This is a genomic window from Agromyces sp. GXS1127 (assembly GCF_050565425.1).
GTDB lineage: Bacteria > Actinomycetota > Actinomycetes > Actinomycetales > Microbacteriaceae > Agromyces.
Map to the genome: position 1 here is coordinate 44,522 of NZ_JBOCIG010000001.1, position 16,013 is coordinate 60,534.

The following is a 16,013-nucleotide window of genomic DNA, read 5'->3' on the forward strand; positions in this document are numbered from 1 at the left end:
TGCCATGACGATCGTGGTCGGGGCCGACGGAAGCGTCGCGAGCCGTGCCGCCGTCGAGTGGGCGGCGCGACGCGCCGAGCGCACCGACGACGCGCTCGTCCTGGTCACGGTCGTCGACGACGGATGGGGCAGCCTCGGCGAGTCTGCGCTCGTCGAGTTGCGCGCGACCGCCGAAGAGCGCGCGGAGCGAGAGGTCGACGTCGCGAGGCGCTCGGCCCCCGAGGTCGACGTGCGCGGAATCGTCGCGGTCGGCAGTCCCATCCTCACCCTCGCCGAGGCGTCGCGCGACGCCGACCTCGTCGTGGTCGGCACCCACAAGGTCGGCTACTTCCACGGTCGCGCGATGGGCTCGCGCAGCCTGCAGCTCGCCGCGGTCGCGGCGTCACCGAGCGCGGTCGTCCCGGTGACCTCGTGGCGGGGTCGATCGGGCGTGGCCGTCGGCGTCTCCGAGGGGCCGGAGAGCGATGAGGCCGTGCGCTTCGCGGCAGCGGAGGCCGACCGCCTGGGCGAGCCGCTCGTGCTGCTCCGCGCCGCGGACGGCGACGACGTGCACGAGCGTGCGCTCGAGCGAGCGGCGGCGCTCGCCTCGGCCCTCGGCCCGGACCTCCAGCTCGACGTGCGCAGCACCGGCGGCGACGCCGCCGACGCGCTCATCGCGGTGTCGCGTCGCGCCGTCCTGACGGTGACCGGCCGGCGCGTCGCGAGCCGCGGCTTCCTGCCGCTCGGCCGCACGAACTCCGACCTCCTGATGAACCTCGCCGGACCGGTGGTCGTCGTGCCCCAGGTCGCCGTCGAGGCGGTCCTCGTCGGCTGGTCGGTCGCCTGACCCCATCGGGACCGCGCCGCATGCTGCATCCGGGCCCCCGCGTCAAGACCCCCCGTTCGGGAGGTGGTTCCGTCGATCCGCAGGTATGCTGCTGCACTGCGACGGAACGACGGACGAGGCGATGGACGGCATGCAGGACCCGGGACAGGCGGGCCCGGGCGACGGGCGACGAGGCCGTCACGCGGCCCCTCCCGCCGCGGCCACCGGGCCGCTGAGCCGCGCGGCGTCGGCGACCACCGCCGCACTCGCCGTGGCGCTCGCCTCCGTCGCCGGAGCCGCCGAACGGTTCCGGTCCGGCCCGGTGCCGCCCTGGATCGCAGCGCACCGCATGCTGGTCCTCGTGGTCGGCGCGCTCGTCGTGTCGGGGACTGCGTTCGCCGCGACCGCGGCGGTGATCGCGCAACCGCCGGTCGCCGAGGGCGGGGGGTCGACGGAGGAGGCGTCGCGCCCGCGGCCGGGATCGGAGTTCGTCATGCCGAGCCCGGTGGGCGGCGCGCCCGACGCGACCACCGCGCCGCCGATCGTCTCGGCCACGCCCGAGCCGACCGGCTCGGCCGACGAGCCGACCGCCGAACCCGAGGCGACGGCCGACCCCGAGCCGACGACGGATCCCGTCGAGCCGACCGAGGAGCCCGACACCGGCAACGGCCGCCCGGATCCGCCCGGCGCCACCAACCGGCCCGACAAGCCGAAGGACTGAGCTCCGACGCCGGGCTCGGATGCTCCGCGGCGCGGTCGTTCAGCTTCGTCACACTCCGCGGTCACCGGCCGTTCGGCCCGATGTGCTGCGCTAGCGTGAGTCCACCCGGACGTCACCCCGCAACGATCGGAGCACACGTGAACACCCGGCTGGCCGAGCATCCGCGGCCGTCGCACTTCCTCCTGCACGTCAGCGACACCCACCTGCTCGCGGGCGGCGGGCGGCTCTACGACCGCGTGGCGGCCGACCGACACCTCGAGGAGCTCCTCGAGCAGTTCGAGGCATCCGGGGGCCGCCCCGACGCCATCGTGTTCACCGGCGACCTCGCCGACCGCGGCGAGGCCGAGGCGTACGAGCACCTCAGGCGAATCGTCGACCCGGTCGCGGCGCGACTCGGCACGCGCGTCATCTGGGTCATGGGCAACCACGACGAGCGCGACGCGTTCCGGCGCGGGCTGCTCGGCGACGGCATCGGCGGCCAGCGCCCGGTGGACCGGGTCGACGACGTCGACGGCCTCCGCGTCATCACGCTCGACTCCACGGTGCCGGGGCACCACCACGGCGAGGTCACCGGGGCGCAGCTCGACTGGCTCGCGGAGGAGCTCGCCATCCCGGCTCCGCACGGCACGATCCTCGCCATGCACCACCCGCCGGTGCCCAGCGTGCTGGACCTCGCGGTCTCGGTCGAGCTGCGCGACCAGGCGGCCCTCGCCGAGGTCGTCGCGGGCAGCGACATCCGCTCGATCATCGCCGGCCACCTGCACTACTCGTCGACCGCGACGTTCGCCGGCATCCCGGTGTCGGTCGCGTCGGCGAGCTGCTACACCCAGGACCTCACGGTGCCGGTCGGCGGCACGCGCGGCTGGGACGGCGCCCGCGCGTTCAACCTCGTGCACGTCTACCCGACGACCGTGCTGCACTCGGTCGTGCCGGTCGGCGCGCACGCGCCGCTCGACGTCATCGACGCCGAGGAGTCGGCGCGCCGGCTCGCGGCCGACGGCATCGTGATCCCGGATGCCGCGCCGCGGGTGTCGTCGGCGGCGCCGCGGCCGATCGTCGAGTCGATGTCCCTGCTCGTTCCGCCGACGACGCTCTCACTGCGGCCCTGAGGCGCCTCAGGCCGTGAGGCTCGGCCGATCCTCGGTCGCGCCCGGCCGTCCCGCGGCATCCGTGGTCTCGGGCTTCTCCCACGGCGCCGCGAACGGGAAGTACCGTTCGAGGAAGTCGATGACCGCCTCGGTGCGCTCCTCGACCGAGATCTCGGGGAAGCTGCCGTCGTTCAGGCAGAACATGTCCATGTCGCGGCGCTTCAGCAAGCGCTTCATCGCCGGGAGCGCGCGCTGCAGCGTCGTCTCGATGTACTTGACCTTGGCGTCGGTCTGCACGACGGCGCGGCCCGTGAGCAGCGCGAAGTAGTGGTACAGCGAGTTCGTGACCGAGATGTCGGTCGCCGAGCGGAACCGGCTCGCCGCCGTGCGGCGGAACTCCTCGGGGAAGGTCGCCTCGAGCTCGGCCATGACGCTCCGGCGGAGCGGCGCCGCGCAGTGCTCGAGGTGGCGGGTCGTGACCTTGCCGAACCTCTCGCGCAGCAGCGCGCGGTTCACCCGCGCCGCGTTCTCGAAGCCCGAGCGGCTCGGGTCGGATTCGCCGAGGCCGATGCGCGTGCCCGCCTCGACGAACTTCGTGACCCCGCCTGGCGAGAAGAACAGGTCGGGCGAGATCGGCCGGCCGAAGAACATGTCGTCGTTGGAGTACAGGAAGTGCTCGGCGATGCCGGGGATGCGGTGCAGCTGGCTCTCGACCGCGTGCGAGTTGTAGGTCGGGAGCACCGACGTGTCGGCGAACATGTCCTCCGCGCGCACGATGGTGACCTTCGGGTGCTTCGCGAGCCACGCGGGCGGCCGCGAATCGGTGCAGATGAAGATGCGACGCACCCAGGGCGCGAACAGGTACACCGACCGCAGTGCGTACTTCAGCTCGTCGATCTGGCGGTAGCGCGCCTCGGAGTCGTCGCCCTCGCCCACGACGTACGTCTGCATGCGGCGCGCTCGCTCGCGCAGGAACTCCACGTCGGAGCCGTCGACCCACGAGAAGACCATGTCGATCTCGAAGTCGACGTCGCTCGCGAGCGGCTCCCACATGTGCTCGAGCGTGCGCCAGTCGCGCCCGTGCAGGTGCACCGTCGCCTCGACGGCCTCGCCGCGGGGGAGCGTGCGGCGCATCAGCGCGTTCTCGATCGGCGCCTCGATGACGTCGTCGCCGAACCGCCAGAACTCGAGCTGCACCGCCGACTCCGACCCGTACCGCAGGCGGCCGACGGGCTCGATGCGGGGGCGGTAGAGGCGCACGGCGAGCGGCTTGCGCGCCGTCGACAGCGCGCCGTCGGCCACGAGGACGTCGCGGGCGCTCGCGGCCTTCTCGGGGATGAGGGTCGCCGCGTAGAACGGCTCGTTCGCGAACGCCGCCGCGAGGACGCGGACCACGCGCTTGCGATCGGCCCGGTCGACCGCGATCACCGGGCGGCCGCCGTCGCGGCGGACGAGCAGGTAGTCGACCCGCGCGTCGTCGAGGGCGGATGCCACGGCCAGCAGGTCCTCGACCATCGACTCGTGCGGCGTCGCGTGCCCGTTCCGCAGCGCGTACTGGCCGCGGCGCACCACGAGGTCGTCACGGCGGAACCGCGCGTGCTCGGCATCCGGTTCGACGAGGACGAGCTCGGGCGCACCGCTCAGCTGCAGTCCGCGATCGACGTCGGGCACGCGCCGGTGGAAGGCGTCGCCCTCGAGGCGAGTGCGGTCGTCGCGGGACTGGTCGGGCTCGTTCGTCGTCACGTCGTGGGGTGCTCCGGTTCGGTGGGCGGATGGCGCGAGTGCGCCGGGCGGGGCTGGAGTGCGCCGGGCGGCGCGGATCGCGCCGGGTGGGTCAATCGTACGACCGTGCGCGACGGACGCCGGGGCGCTTGACGCCGGGCCTCTGTTGCGTCACGTGTCGCGCCGTGACGGCCGGTGACGCGACGCCGTTGAGGGCTCAGGCGCGGCTTCCGTAGCCTCGACGCACCCGCCAGCCAGGAGGCGTCATGACCAGCACCGCGACCACCGTGCCCGCCGCTCCCGGGGCACCCGCCGCGACGGCCGCGTCCGCCGCGACGGGCGCGTCCGTCGCACCGTCCGCCCGTCCGGCGCCCGTGCCGCTCGCCGACCTCGTCGACGCCGGACTCGAGGTCCCCGTCCTCGGCGGGCGGACGGTGCGGCACGTGAACCTCGACCTCGCGGCATCCGCCCCGGCCCTCACCGCGGTGGCGGCCCATGTCGGCGCCGTGCTGCCGTACTACGCGAGCGTGCACCGCGGCACCGGGTACGCCTCGCAGGCGTCGACCGCGCTGCTCGAGGACGCCCGCGTCGCCGTCGCCGGCCGGGTCGGGGCGCGGCTGGACGACCTCGTCGTCTTCACCCGCAACACGACCGATGCGTTGAACCTGCTCGCGAGCGCCGTGCCCGGCGAGACCGTGGTGCTCGACATCGAGCACCACGCCAACCTGCTGCCCTGGCAGCGGCGCGGACGGCGCGTCGTGGTCGCGGGCCCGACGTTCGGGGCGACCCTCGACGCGCTCGCCGCGGAGCTCGCACGCCGGCCCGCCGCCCTGCTCTCGGTGACGGGCGCCTCGAACCTCACGGGCGAGGTGCTGCCGCTCGCCGAGCTCGCCGACCTCGCGCACGCGCACGGCGCCCGGCTCGCGGTGGACGCCGCGCAGCTGCTGCCGCACCGGCCGGTCGACCTCGCGGCATCCGGCATCGACTACCTCGCGTTCTCCGGGCACAAGGCCTACGCGCCGTTCGGCGCCGGGGCGCTCGTCGGGCGCGCCGACTGGCTCGATGCGGCGCCCCCGCACCTCGCCGGCGGCGGGGCGGTCGAGTCGGTGACGGTCGACGCCGCGGAGTGGAAGACGGGGCCGGAGCGGCACGAGGCGGGCACGCCGAACCTCATCGGCGCGGTCGCGCTCGCGCGCGCCCTCGCCGAGCTCGAGCGGATCGGCGAGGACGCCCGCCGCGCGCACGAGGATGCGCTCGCCGCGCGCCTCCACGACGGACTCGCGGCGCAGCCCGGCGTGCGCGTGCTGCGCGGCTTCGACGACCTCGAGGACCGGCTGGGGATCGCCACCCTCGAACTCGAACGCGGCTCGGTGGGGCTCGTGGCCGCCGCGCTCGCGGCCGAGCACGGCATCTCGGTGCGGGCCGGGCGCTTCTGCGCGCACCCGTTCTTCGACCGGCTCGCGACCCGGGCGAACGGACTGCGGGTCAGCCTCGGCGCCGGGTCCTCGGCCGACGACGTCGACCGGTTCCTCGACGCGCTCGCCGGGCTCATCGCCGACGGACCCGCCTTCGCGTACGACCGGACGCCCGCCGGATGGTGCCCGCGCACCGACGACCGGCCGCGACCGAGCTTCGCCTGAGGCCGGGCCGGCTCGCGCGCTGCGACGCGGTGGTGCCGACGGCGGGCGGCCGCGGCATCCGACCACGCGCCTACACTGGTTCGGGTCGGAAGGGGGTCGGATGCGTCCGCTCAGCGAAGACGAACTCAGGTCGTCGTTCGTGAACGCGACCGATCGGGAGCTCGAGGAGCTCGAGCTGCCGCTGGAGTACCTGCTGGTCGATTGGGAGCACGTCGACGCGCTCGCCTGGCGCGACCGCAGGGCCGGACGGCGCGGCTACCTCGTGACGCTCATCGACGACGAACCCGTGGGGATCGTGCTGCGGGCGGCCGACCCGCCCGCTTCGCGCTTCCGCGCCGGCATGTGCAACCTCTGCCACACCCAGCAGCCCGCGAACCAGGTCACGATGTTCTCCGCTCGGCGTGCCGGCGAGGCCGGGCGGAACGGGAGCACGGTCGGCACCTACGTCTGCAGCGACCTGTCGTGCCAGGAGAACGTGCGCCTGCACGCGCCGCTCGCGCCGGCCGAGGTGCGCAGCGGATCGCACGCCTGGGCCCGCATCGACGGGCTCGCGCGGCGCACGCGCGCGTTCGTGCGGGGCGTGCTCGCCGACTGAGCAATGCGGACTCGGCCCGCGAGCGTGGTCAGGCGTCGAGGGCGACGGGCTCGAGCGTCGGTCGCTTCGCCGTGCGGCCGTCGCCCGACGAGCGACCGGTGAGCCGCCGGCCGATCCACGGCAGCACGTACTCGCGGTAGTAGGTCGCGGTGTTGCGGCTCTTCCGGCCGGCGGGAGCCGCGGCGACCTCGGCGACGCCCCACTCCGGAGGCACGGGCACGCCGAGCGCCGTGAGCACGTTCGAGGCGACCTTGGCGTGGCCGAGCGAGTTCAGGTGCAGCTGGTCGGCCGACCAGTAGCGGATGTCGCGGAGCGTCCGGTCGCTGAAGTTGTCGACGAACGTGACCCCGTCGAGCTGCGCCAGGTCCTGCAGGGCGGCCGTGAGGCGCGCGCCGCGCGCGTCGAAGACGCGGCCGAGCGGCAGGTGGTCGGTCGGGTTCGCGCCGCTCAGCATGAGCACGTGGATGCCGTTGTCGCGGATGCGGTGGATCGCCTGGCGGAACCGGTTCGCCACCATCTCCTCGGGCATGCGCGGGCGCAGCATGTCGTTGCCGCCGCCGTTGAAGCTGATCACCTCGGGACCGAGCGCGATCGCCGCGTCGAGCTGCTCGTCGATGATCGGCCCCAGCTTGCGGCCCCGGATCGCGAGGTTCGCGTACCGCACCGGCTCGGGCGCCGCCGCCTTCGCCAGGCCCAGCGCGACGAAGTCGGCCCACCCCCGCGAGACGCCGTCGGGCAGTTCGTCGCCGACGCCCTCCGTGAAGCTGTCGCCGATCGCCGCGTAGGTGTGGAACATGCCCTCCACGCTATCGGGCGCCGTGCGTCGCTCGCGCTCCGGGGTTCAGTGCGCGTGCTCGAGCTCGCAGTCGGCACCGGGATAGAGCAGTGCCTCGTGCCCGTCGTCGAATCGGACCCAGTAGGGCGGCGCGCCATCCGCCCCCCGCACCTCGAGGACCTCGCCGTGCTTCTCGGCGCTGCCCACCTGCTTGCCGTGGATGACCAATCGGTCGCCGACCGTCGCCTGCATCGCGAACCTCCCCGTCCATTCGTCAGGGTACGCCGACGCACTCGCGCCCGGTAGGCCCGACGGGCCCCGCCGGGCACCCGCTCGAGCGCCGACCGCCCGGCGCCCCGATCAGTCGGTCGCGAGCAGCGCCGCCCAGAGGTCGGCGCGCGCGTGGAAGCCCGAGAGGTCGCGGCCGAGGAGCTTCTCGGCGAGCGCGATGCGGCTCCGCACGGTGTGCCGGTGCACGCCGAGTTCCTGCGCGGTCGCGTCGAACTGGCCGCCGTGCTCGAGCCAGGTCCGCGTGGTGTCGAGCAGCGTGGTGCCCTGCTCGCGGTCGTACTCGATGAGCGGTTCGAGCGTCGCCCGGGCGACGGCGCGCGCGTCCGTGCGGGCGAGGAACGCGAGCACGCCCTGTCGGCTGATGTCGTCGAACCAGACGACGCCGGGGGCGGTCTCGCGGGCGCGCTCGACGGCGCGCAGCGCCTGCTCGTGCAACCGGCCGAGTTCGGCGACGGATGCCGCGTCGGACACGCCGACCGGCACGTCGAACTCGCCGGCGAGCTCGTCGGCGACCTCGCGGTCGGCGTCTTCGCAGACGACGACGATCGACTCGCCGTCGCGACCGAAGAAGAGGCGGCCGTCGCGGTCGTCGACGCGGAGCTCGAGGAACTCCGTGAGCCGGTCGGCGTGCTCGGGCGGCAGGTCGGCGACCGCGACGCGCACGGGATCGGCGGGAAGCGGGCCCCACATCTCGGCGGAGACCTCGGCGGCCAGCTCGACGTCGCCGGCGAGCATCGAGCGCAGCAACCCGGAACGGAGATGCCCGCGCGCCCGGTCGAGGTCGCGGTTCTGCTCGAGCGCGAGGCCGGCGAGTGCGATCACCGCGGTCACGACCTCGCGGCCCGCCTGGTCGAGCTCGGGGGAGTCGCCGATGGCCAGGACGCCGCGGAGCGCGCCGCCGGCGCCGAGCGTCTGCAGGGTCATCCGCTGCGCCCGGCCGACCGAGGCGCCGGCCTCGAGCGTGCGGCTGGCGCGCTGCCCGCGGCGGAGCATCGAGCGGGCCTCGCCGACGACCTCGCCGAGTGCCGGCTGGCCGAGCCCGCCGACCGGGGCCTCGCGATCGAGCGCGCCCGCGGCATCCACCAGCCCGACCCAGGTGCCCAGCCGGTTGCTCAGCTCGGCGAGCGTCGCGCCGAGGCCGTCTGGGCGGAGCGCGGCGAGCGAGATCGCGCGCTGCGCCTGGAGCGCCCAGGCCTGGCGTGCGTTCGCGTCGGCCGCGTTGAGTTCGGCGATCGTGCGCGCGACGCGGATGAAGGGCGTGCGGTAGGGCACCTCGAAGAGCGGCACGCCGTGCGTCGCGCACGCCTCGACGAGGAGCGCGGGCGTACCCGCGCGGACGACCTCGGTGCCGAAGCCGAGCGCCGAGATGCCGGCGTCGGCCAGCCGCGCGACATACGCCTCGAAGCCGGCCGGGTCGTCGGTGCCGGCGTCGGCGCCGAACTGGGTTCCGGTCGTGAGGAGCACCTGCCCCGGTTCGATGAACGGCGCCGGGTCCTCGAGGTCGGAACTGTGCACCCACGGCACCGGCGCGTCGAGCGCGTCGCCCGGGAGCGCCGCCTCGTCGGTCAGCAGCGTGAGCGCGAGGTCGTCTCGGGCGAGCAGGGTGCGCACGGTGGGCTTCACGAGGCCTCCTTCTGTACGCCGCGTCGAGCAGAGTGGGTTCGAGTGTACATCGGGGAGGGGGTGGCATCCGTTTCGGGCTGCCTACCATTGCCCGACATCGCCACCGTCGTCACCGCATCGGAGCATCGCATGACCATCGTCGAACCCACGGCCACCGCCGTCGGCGGACCCGCCCTTCCGCAGGAGCGCCGCCTCGTCACCAGCATCCCGGGCCCGCGCTCGCAGGAGCTCCTCGCGCGCAAGGCGCAGGCCGTCGCGAAGGGCGTCGGGCACACCATCCCCGTCTCGGTCGTCGCGGCCGGCGGCGGCGTCATCGTCGACGCCGACGACAACTCGATCATCGACCTCGGCTCAGGCATCGCCGTGACCGGCGTGGGCAACTCGAACCCGCGCGTCGTCGACGCGGTCAAGGCGCAGCTCGACGCGTTCACGCACACCTGCTTCACGGTCGCGCCGTACGACTCCTACGTCGCGGTGGCCGAGAAGCTCAACGAGCTCACCCCCGGCGACCACGAGAAGCGCTCCGCGCTCTTCAACTCCGGCGCCGAGGCCGTCGAGAACGCGATCAAGATCGCGCGTCACCACACCGGGAAGATGGCGGTCGTCGCGTTCGACCACGCCTACCACGGACGCACGAACCTCACGATGGGCCTCACGGCCAAGAACATCCCCTACAAGAACGGCTTCGGCCCGTTCGCGCCCGAGGTCTACCGCGCACCGCTCAGCTACCCCTTCCGCGACGGCGGCCTGTCGGGCGCCGAGGCCGCGGCCCGCGCGATCAGCCAGATCGAGAAGCAGATCGGCGCCGAGAACCTCGCGGCGATCATCATCGAGCCCATCCAGGGCGAGGGCGGCTTCATCGTGCCCGCCCCCGGCTTCCTCCCGGCGCTCGTCGAGTGGGCGAACGCGAACGACGTGGTCTTCATCGCCGACGAGGTGCAGACCGGCTTCGCCCGCACCGGCGCCTGGTTCGCGAGCGAGCACGAGGGCATCGTGCCCGACCTCATCGTCACCGCCAAGGGCATCGCCGGCGGCCTGCCGCTCTCGGCCGTCACCGGCCGCGCCGCCATCATGGACTCCGCCAACGCCGGCGGCCTCGGCGGCACCTACGGCGGCAACCCGCTCGCATGCGCCGCCGCGCTCGCCGCGATCGAGTCGTACGAGGAGGACGGCCTCATCGAGCGCGCGCAGCAGATCGGCGCCGTGCTCATCGGCCGCCTCAACGCGCTCCGCACCGCCGACCCGCGCATCGGCGACGTCCGCGGCCGCGGCGCAATGGTCGCGGTCGAACTCGTCGACCCCGCCACCGGCGCGCCCGACGCGGCGCTCACGTCGAAGGTCGCCGTGTACGCCCACGCCAACGGCGTGCTCGTGCTCACGTGCGGCACCTACGGCAACGTCATCCGCTTCCTCCCGCCGCTCGCCATCTCCGACGAGCTGCTCATCGAGGGCCTCGACGTCGTCGCGGAAGGGCTGCGGAACGCATGAACCCCGTGACGGCGACGACGGCGTCGCCCTTGGTCGTCGCGGACGCGGCATCCGCGCCCCTCGCGGCCGCGGCATCCGTCGCCCACGCGGCATCCGTCGCCGACGCCGAGCCCACCCCGCTCGTCGACGCCCGCGCCCAGCTGGCCGAGGCGATCGAGCTGCTCGGCTACGGCGAGGGCCTGCACCGCATGCTCGCGACCCCGCGTCGTGAGATGGCGGTCGCGGTGCCGCTGCGCCGCGACACCGGCGAGACCGAGGTGTACCTCGGTTACCGCGTGCAGCACAACTTCAGCCGCGGCCCCGCCAAGGGCGGCCTGCGCTACGCGCCGAACGTGAACCTCGACGAGGTCCGCGCGCTCGCGATGTGGATGACGTGGAAGTGCGCCCTGCTCGACGTGCCGTACGGCGGCGCGAAGGGCGGCATCGCGATCGACCCGCGCGACCACTCGGTCGGCGAGCTCGAGCGCGTCACCCGCCGCTACACGAGCGAGATCCTGCCGATCATCGGGCCGGAGCGCGACATCCCCGCGCCTGACATCGGCACCGACGAGCGCACCATGGCCTGGATGATGGACACCTACTCGGTGAACTCGGGGTACACGGTGCCCGGCATCGTCACGGGCAAGCCCATCGCGCTCGGCGGCTCGCTCGGCCGCGCGTCCGCCACGAGCCGCGGCGTCACGCACATCGCGCTCGCCGCGCTGCGGCACGCCGGCATCGAGCCCTCGCGGGCGTCGGCCGCCGTGCAGGGCTTCGGCAAGGTCGGTGCGGATGCCGCGCGGTTCCTCGCCGAGGGCGGCGTCCGCGTCGTCGCGGTCAGCGACCAGTACGGCGCCGTGCGCAACGATGCCGGCCTCGACATCGAGGCGCTCTCCGACCACGTGCGCGACACCGGCTCGGTCGTCGGCTTCGCCGGCGGCGACGCGCTCGACCGCGACGCGGTGCTCACCGAGGACGTCGACCTGCTCGTGCCGGCCGCCGTCGAGGGCGTGCTGCACGGCGGCAACGCCGCGGACGTGCTCGCGAAGGTCGTGGTCGAGGGCGCGAACGGCCCGACCACCCCCGCCGCCGACGCGATCCTCCGGGAGCGCGGCGTGCTGGTCGTCCCCGACATCCTCGCCAACGCGGGCGGTGTCATCGTCTCGTACTTCGAGTGGGTCCAGGCCAACCAGGCGTACTGGTGGCGGGTCGACGAAGTCGAGAGCAGACTGGAGGAGCGGATGCTGAACGCTTGGCGCCACGTCCTCGGCTACGCCGAGGCCCGCGACCTCTCGCTCCGCACCGCCGCCACGGCACTGGCCGTCGAGCGTGTCGCCGAGGCGCACCGCCTCCGCGGCCTCTACCCGTGATCGCGCGTCACCACCGCACACCGAACGAAACGGACACTCCGAGCATGACCACTGCAACGCAGGAATCCGCACTCCTCGACCAGGTCGCCGACGGCCTGTACATCGGCGGCGAGTGGGTCGCCGCCGAGGGCGGGAAGACCTTCGAGGTCCGCGACCCGTCCACGGGCGACGTGATCAAGACCATCGCCGATGCGTCGGCCGCAGACGGCATCCGCGCGCTCGATGCGGCCGTCGCCGCACAGGACGCCTGGGCCGCGACGGCGCCGCGCGAGCGCGGCGAGATCCTCCGCCGCGCCTTCGACCTCCTCATGGAGCGGGCCGACGACTTCGCCCTCCTGATGACGCTCGAGATGGGCAAGCCGCTCGCCGAGGCGCGCGGCGAGGTCAAGTACGGCGGCGAGTTCCTCCGCTGGTTCAGCGAGGAGGCGGTGCGCATCACGGGCCGCTACGGCTGGAACCCCGAGGGCACCGGCCGCATCGTGGTCGCGCAGCGCCCCGTCGGACCGTCGTACTTCATCACGCCGTGGAACTTCCCGCTCGCGATGGCGACCCGCAAGATCGCGCCGGCGCTCGCCGCGGGCTGCACCGTGGTCGTCAAGCCCGCCGCGCTCACGCCGCTCACGACCATCGCGTTCGTGCAGCTGCTGGAGGAGGTCGGCCTGCCGAAGGGCGTGGTGAACGTCGTGACCACGACGAGCTCGTCGAAGGTCTCGGCCCCGATCATCGCCGACCCGCGCCTGCGCAAGCTCTCGTTCACGGGTTCGACCGAGGTCGGCCGCAAGCTCATCGAGCAGTCGGCGCAGGGCATCCTCCGCACCTCGATGGAGCTCGGCGGCAACGCGCCGTTCGTCGTGTTCGAGGACGCCGACCTCGACAAGGCCGTGGAGGGCGCGCTCGTCGCGAAGTTCCGCAACATCGGCCAGGCCTGCACCGCGGCCAACCGCTTCATCGTGCACGAGTCGGTCGCGGCCGAGTTCGCGCGCCGGGTGACCGAGCGCGTGCAGTCGATGCGCGTCGGTCGCGGCACCGAGGACGGCATCTCGATCGGCCCGCTCATCGACGCCGACGCGGTCGCCTCGACCGACGAGCTCGTGCAGGACGCGGTCTCGAAGGGCGCGACCGTGCTCGCCGGCGGTTCGGCGATCGACGGCGCCGGCTCGTTCTACGCGCCGACCGTGCTCGGCGACGTGTCCTCCGACGCGCGCCTGCTCCGCGAGGAGATCTTCGGACCGGTGCTCGGCATCACGACGTTCGCCGACGAGGACGAGGCCGTGCGCCTCGCCAACTCGACGGAGTACGGCCTCATCTCCTACGTGTTCACGCAGGACCTCGCCCGCGGTCACCGCATGATCGACCGCCTCGACACCGGCATGATGGGCCTGAACACGGGCCTCGTATCGAACGCGGCCGCCCCCTTCGGCGGCGTCAAGCAGTCGGGCATCGGCCGCGAGGGCGGCTTCGAGGGCATCCACGAGTTCCTCGACACGAAGTACACCCTGATCCCGGCCTGACCGGGTCCGTCCCGGCCCGCCCGGGACGCTCCCGGCCGACCGGGTCGACGGATGCCGCGGCCCGCGCCGCACGCGCGCCGCGAGCAGCGGCATCCGCCCACTCTCCGCTCCGATCCGGAGCGCCGGCACCACGCACAGAAAGCACTCGCACCATGGAACGCATCGAGACCGACGTCGTCATCGTCGGCGCAGGCGCCGCAGGCCTCACGGCCGCGACCGAGCTCGTGAAGGCGGGGCGCGACGTCGTCGTGCTCGAGGCCCGCGACCGTGTCGGCGGCCGCCTCTGGACCGGCGACGTCGACGGCGCCATGCTCGAGATCGGCGGCCAGTGGGTCTCGCCCGACCAGGACGCGCTCATCGAGACGCTCGACGAGCTCGGGCTCGAGACGTACGAGCGCTACCGCGAGGGCCGGAACGTCTACATCGCGGAGGACGGCGAGCGCCGCCTCTTCGAGGGCGAGATCTTCCCGGTGCCCGCGCAGACCGAGGGCGAGATCGTCGGTCTCATCGAGAAGCTCGACGGCCTCGTCGCCGAGATCGACCCCGAGGCGCCGTGGGCGCATCCGCGCGCCAAGGAGCTCGACGAGATCTCGTTCGCCGAGTGGCTCGGCACCCAGACCGACGACGAGGAGGCGAAGCTCAACATCGGCATGTTCATCGCCGGTGCGATGCTCACGAAGCCGACGCACGCGTTCTCGGCGCTGCAGGCGCTGCTCATGGCGGCCTCCGCCGGCTCGTTCTCGAACCTGGTCGACGCCGACTTCATCCTCGACAAGCGCGTCGTCGGCGGCCTCCAGCAGCTGCCGCTGCGCCTCGCGGAGCGCCTCGGCGACGCCGTGAAGCTCGGCCAGCCGGTGCGCACCATCCGCTGGAACCCCGAGGCGCCCGAGGCGGGCGTCACCGTGATCAGTGACGGGTTCGAGGTGCACGCGAAGCAGGTCGTCCTCGCGCTCGCGCCGATCCTCTACGACCGCATCTCGTACGAGCCGCCGCTGCCGCGCCTCCAGCACCAGATGCACCAGCACGTCTCGATGGGCTTCGTCATCAAGGTGCACGCCGTCTACGAGACGCCGTTCTGGCGCGAGCAGGGCCTGTCGGGCACCGCGTTCAGCCCGTACGAGCTCTCGCACGAGGCGTACGACAACACCAACCACGGCGACACCCGCGGCACGCTCGTCGGGTTCGTGTCCGACGAGGCGGCCGACGAGGTCTTCCGACTCACGGCCGAGGAGCGCAAGGAGCGCATCCTCGAGTCGCTCTCGCACTACTACGGCGAGGAGGCGCTGCACCCGGTCGTCTACTACGAGTCGGACTGGGGCTCGGAGGAGTGGACCCGCGGCGCGTACGCCGCGAGCTTCGACATGGGCGGCCTCGCGCGCTACGGCGCCGACCTCCGCACGCCCGTCGGCCCGATCCGCTTCGCCTGCTCCGACATGGCCGGCAAGGGCTACCAGCACGTCGACGGCGCCATCCGCATGGGCCGGCTCGTCGCGTCGCAGGCTCTCGAGGCGCTCGGGGTGCGCGCGTGACCGCGACCAGCATCCTGGTCGGCTACACCGCGAACGCCGCGGGCGCCGACGCGCTCGCCGTCGCGAGCCGGCTCGCGGCCGCAGCCGACGCGCCGCTCGAGGTCGTCATGGTCCTGCCGTCCGAGGTGGGCAACTCCAGCGTCCCCGCGGACGCCGGCTACGAGCGGTACCTCCGCGCGCAGTCGCGCGAGTGGCTCGAAGCGGCGTCCAAGCACCTGGGGGCGGATGTCGCGTCGAAGCTGCACCTCCGCTACGCCGAGTCGTTCGCCGAGGGCCTCATCGAGGCCGCGCACGAGTTCGACGCGCGCCTCATCGTGATCGGCACCGCGCGCGGGGGCCTCCTCGGCCGCTCGCGCATCGGCTCGGTCGCGAACGAGCTGCTGCACTCCTCCGACGTGCCGGTGCTCCTCGCGCCATCCGGGTCGCGCGAGGTGCCTGCATCGCAGGGCATCACGCGCATCACCGCCGCGGTCGGCACCCGGCCCGGCGCCGACGCGCTCCTCGAGGCGGCCATCCGCCTCGCCCGTGCCACGCACGCGCCGCTGCGCCTGCTCTCGCTCGTGCCCATCGACCTCCCCGCCGGCCTCGACGCCGACCTCGCCGCGCTGACCAGCTCGGTGCACGCCGAGGAGGTGCTCGACGAAGCCCGCCAGGCGCTCCCCGAGGGCATCGAGGCGACCGTCGAGACCGCGACGGGCGAGACCATCGAGGACGCCGTGCGCGCCCTCGACTGGCACCAGGGCGAGCTCGTGCTCGTCGGCTCGAGCCGCCTCGCGGCGCCGCGCCACCTGTTCCTGGGTTCGACCGCGGCGAAGATGCTGCGCGAGCTCCCGGCACCGATGATCGTGGTGCCGCGCACCACCCGCTCCTGAAAGA

Annotated in this window: 14 protein-coding genes; 10 read left to right on the forward strand and 4 right to left on the reverse strand. The window is 73.6% G+C overall.

The window, feature by feature from the left end; all coding sequences use genetic code 11:
* Positions 1-4: 4 nt before the first annotated feature.
* The 3 genes from ACQ393_RS00180 (at position 5) to ACQ393_RS00190 (ending at position 2,635) form a co-directional block, all read left to right on the forward strand.
* Positions 5-826, forward strand: coding sequence for a universal stress protein (locus tag ACQ393_RS00180; protein ID WP_430644795.1), 822 nt, complete (start codon positions 5-7; stop codon positions 824-826).
* Between the two features lie 121 nt (positions 827-947).
* The gene (locus ACQ393_RS00185) at positions 948-1,526 is read left to right on the forward strand and encodes a hypothetical protein (protein ID WP_430644796.1); all 579 of its coding nucleotides are present in this window, start codon (positions 948-950) and stop codon (positions 1,524-1,526) included.
* 137 nt (positions 1,527-1,663) lie between these two features.
* Positions 1,664-2,635 carry a phosphodiesterase gene (locus tag ACQ393_RS00190; protein ID WP_430644797.1) on the forward strand — a complete coding sequence of 324 codons (972 nt, stop codon included), beginning with the start codon at positions 1,664-1,666 and terminating at the stop codon, positions 2,633-2,635.
* A 6-nt stretch (positions 2,636-2,641) separates the two neighbouring features.
* Here the strand turns inward: ACQ393_RS00190 and ACQ393_RS00195 are convergent, their stop codons facing one another.
* Positions 2,642-4,264: a stealth family protein gene (locus ACQ393_RS00195; protein ID WP_430645325.1), complete on the reverse strand. Its 1,623-nt coding sequence runs from the start codon at positions 4,262-4,264 to the stop codon at positions 2,642-2,644.
* A 338-nt stretch (positions 4,265-4,602) separates the two neighbouring features.
* Here ACQ393_RS00195 and ACQ393_RS00200 point away from each other — a divergent pair, with 338 nt between their 5' ends.
* Together ACQ393_RS00200 and ACQ393_RS00205 are read left to right on the forward strand one after the other, a co-directional pair.
* Positions 4,603-5,976: an aminotransferase class V-fold PLP-dependent enzyme gene (locus tag ACQ393_RS00200; protein ID WP_430644798.1), complete on the forward strand. Its 1,374-nt coding sequence runs from the start codon at positions 4,603-4,605 to the stop codon at positions 5,974-5,976.
* A 100-nt stretch (positions 5,977-6,076) separates the two neighbouring features.
* A complete protein-coding gene (locus tag ACQ393_RS00205) occupies positions 6,077-6,571 on the forward strand; it encodes an FBP domain-containing protein (protein WP_430644799.1) in 495 nt (164 codons plus the stop codon).
* A gap of 28 nt (positions 6,572-6,599) precedes the next feature.
* Here ACQ393_RS00205 and ACQ393_RS00210 read toward each other — a convergent pair whose 3' ends face one another.
* From ACQ393_RS00210 to ACQ393_RS00220, 3 genes are all read right to left on the reverse strand, one after another.
* A complete protein-coding gene (locus tag ACQ393_RS00210) occupies positions 6,600-7,367 on the reverse strand; it encodes an SGNH/GDSL hydrolase family protein (RefSeq protein WP_430644800.1) in 768 nt (255 codons plus the stop codon).
* Between the two features lie 45 nt (positions 7,368-7,412).
* A complete protein-coding gene (locus tag ACQ393_RS00215; protein ID WP_430644801.1) occupies positions 7,413-7,598 on the reverse strand; it encodes a DUF1918 domain-containing protein in 186 nt (61 codons plus the stop codon).
* A 108-nt stretch (positions 7,599-7,706) separates the two neighbouring features.
* Positions 7,707-9,260, reverse strand: coding sequence for a PucR family transcriptional regulator (locus ACQ393_RS00220; protein WP_430644802.1), 1,554 nt, complete (start codon positions 9,258-9,260; stop codon positions 7,707-7,709).
* 129 nt (positions 9,261-9,389) lie between these two features.
* Here ACQ393_RS00220 and gabT point away from each other — a divergent pair, with 129 nt between their 5' ends.
* The 5 genes from gabT (at position 9,390) to ACQ393_RS00245 (ending at position 16,009) form a co-directional block, all read left to right on the forward strand.
* Positions 9,390-10,748, forward strand: a complete 1,359-nt coding sequence (gabT, locus tag ACQ393_RS00225; protein ID WP_430644803.1) for a 4-aminobutyrate--2-oxoglutarate transaminase — start codon at positions 9,390-9,392, stop codon at positions 10,746-10,748.
* Positions 10,745-12,097 carry a Glu/Leu/Phe/Val family dehydrogenase gene (locus tag ACQ393_RS00230; RefSeq protein ID WP_430644804.1) on the forward strand — a complete coding sequence of 451 codons (1,353 nt, stop codon included), beginning with the start codon at positions 10,745-10,747 and terminating at the stop codon, positions 12,095-12,097. The genes gabT and ACQ393_RS00230 overlap by 4 nt, the downstream gene beginning before the upstream one ends.
* A 44-nt stretch (positions 12,098-12,141) precedes the next feature.
* Entirely contained in the window at positions 12,142-13,608 is a 1,467-nt protein-coding gene (locus tag ACQ393_RS00235) for an NAD-dependent succinate-semialdehyde dehydrogenase (RefSeq protein WP_430644805.1), read from the forward strand.
* A gap of 152 nt (positions 13,609-13,760) precedes the next feature.
* Positions 13,761-15,137, forward strand: a complete 1,377-nt coding sequence (locus tag ACQ393_RS00240) for a flavin monoamine oxidase family protein (protein ID WP_430644806.1) — start codon at positions 13,761-13,763, stop codon at positions 15,135-15,137.
* Entirely contained in the window at positions 15,134-16,009 is an 876-nt protein-coding gene (locus tag ACQ393_RS00245; RefSeq protein ID WP_430644807.1) for a universal stress protein, read from the forward strand. Before ACQ393_RS00240 ends, ACQ393_RS00245 begins: the two co-directional genes overlap by 4 nt.
* The last annotated feature ends 4 nt before the right edge of the window (positions 16,010-16,013 follow it).

What these genes read in the sequence shown, in the direction of transcription:
- ACQ393_RS00240 (WP_430644806.1), top strand. Translation starts at nt 13,761, where the DNA reads ATGGAACGCATCGAGACCGACGTCGTCATCGTCGGCGCAGGCGCCGCA.
- ACQ393_RS00230 (WP_430644804.1), top strand. Translation starts at nt 10,745, where the DNA reads ATGAACCCCGTGACGGCGACGACGGCGTCGCCCTTGGTCGTCGCGGAC.
- ACQ393_RS00215 (WP_430644801.1), bottom strand. Translation starts at nt 7,598, where the DNA reads ATGCAGGCGACGGTCGGCGACCGATTGGTCATCCACGGCAAGCAGGTG.
- gabT (WP_430644803.1), top strand. Translation starts at nt 9,390, where the DNA reads ATGACCATCGTCGAACCCACGGCCACCGCCGTCGGCGGACCCGCCCTT.
- ACQ393_RS00180 (WP_430644795.1), top strand. Translation starts at nt 5, where the DNA reads ATGACGATCGTGGTCGGGGCCGACGGAAGCGTCGCGAGCCGTGCCGCC.
- ACQ393_RS00235 (WP_430644805.1), top strand. Translation starts at nt 12,142, where the DNA reads ATGACCACTGCAACGCAGGAATCCGCACTCCTCGACCAGGTCGCCGAC.
- ACQ393_RS00205 (WP_430644799.1), top strand. Translation starts at nt 6,077, where the DNA reads ATGCGTCCGCTCAGCGAAGACGAACTCAGGTCGTCGTTCGTGAACGCG.
- ACQ393_RS00210 (WP_430644800.1), bottom strand. Translation starts at nt 7,367, where the DNA reads ATGTTCCACACCTACGCGGCGATCGGCGACAGCTTCACGGAGGGCGTC.
- ACQ393_RS00200 (WP_430644798.1), top strand. Translation starts at nt 4,603, where the DNA reads ATGACCAGCACCGCGACCACCGTGCCCGCCGCTCCCGGGGCACCCGCC.
- ACQ393_RS00185 (WP_430644796.1), top strand. Translation starts at nt 948, where the DNA reads ATGGACGGCATGCAGGACCCGGGACAGGCGGGCCCGGGCGACGGGCGA.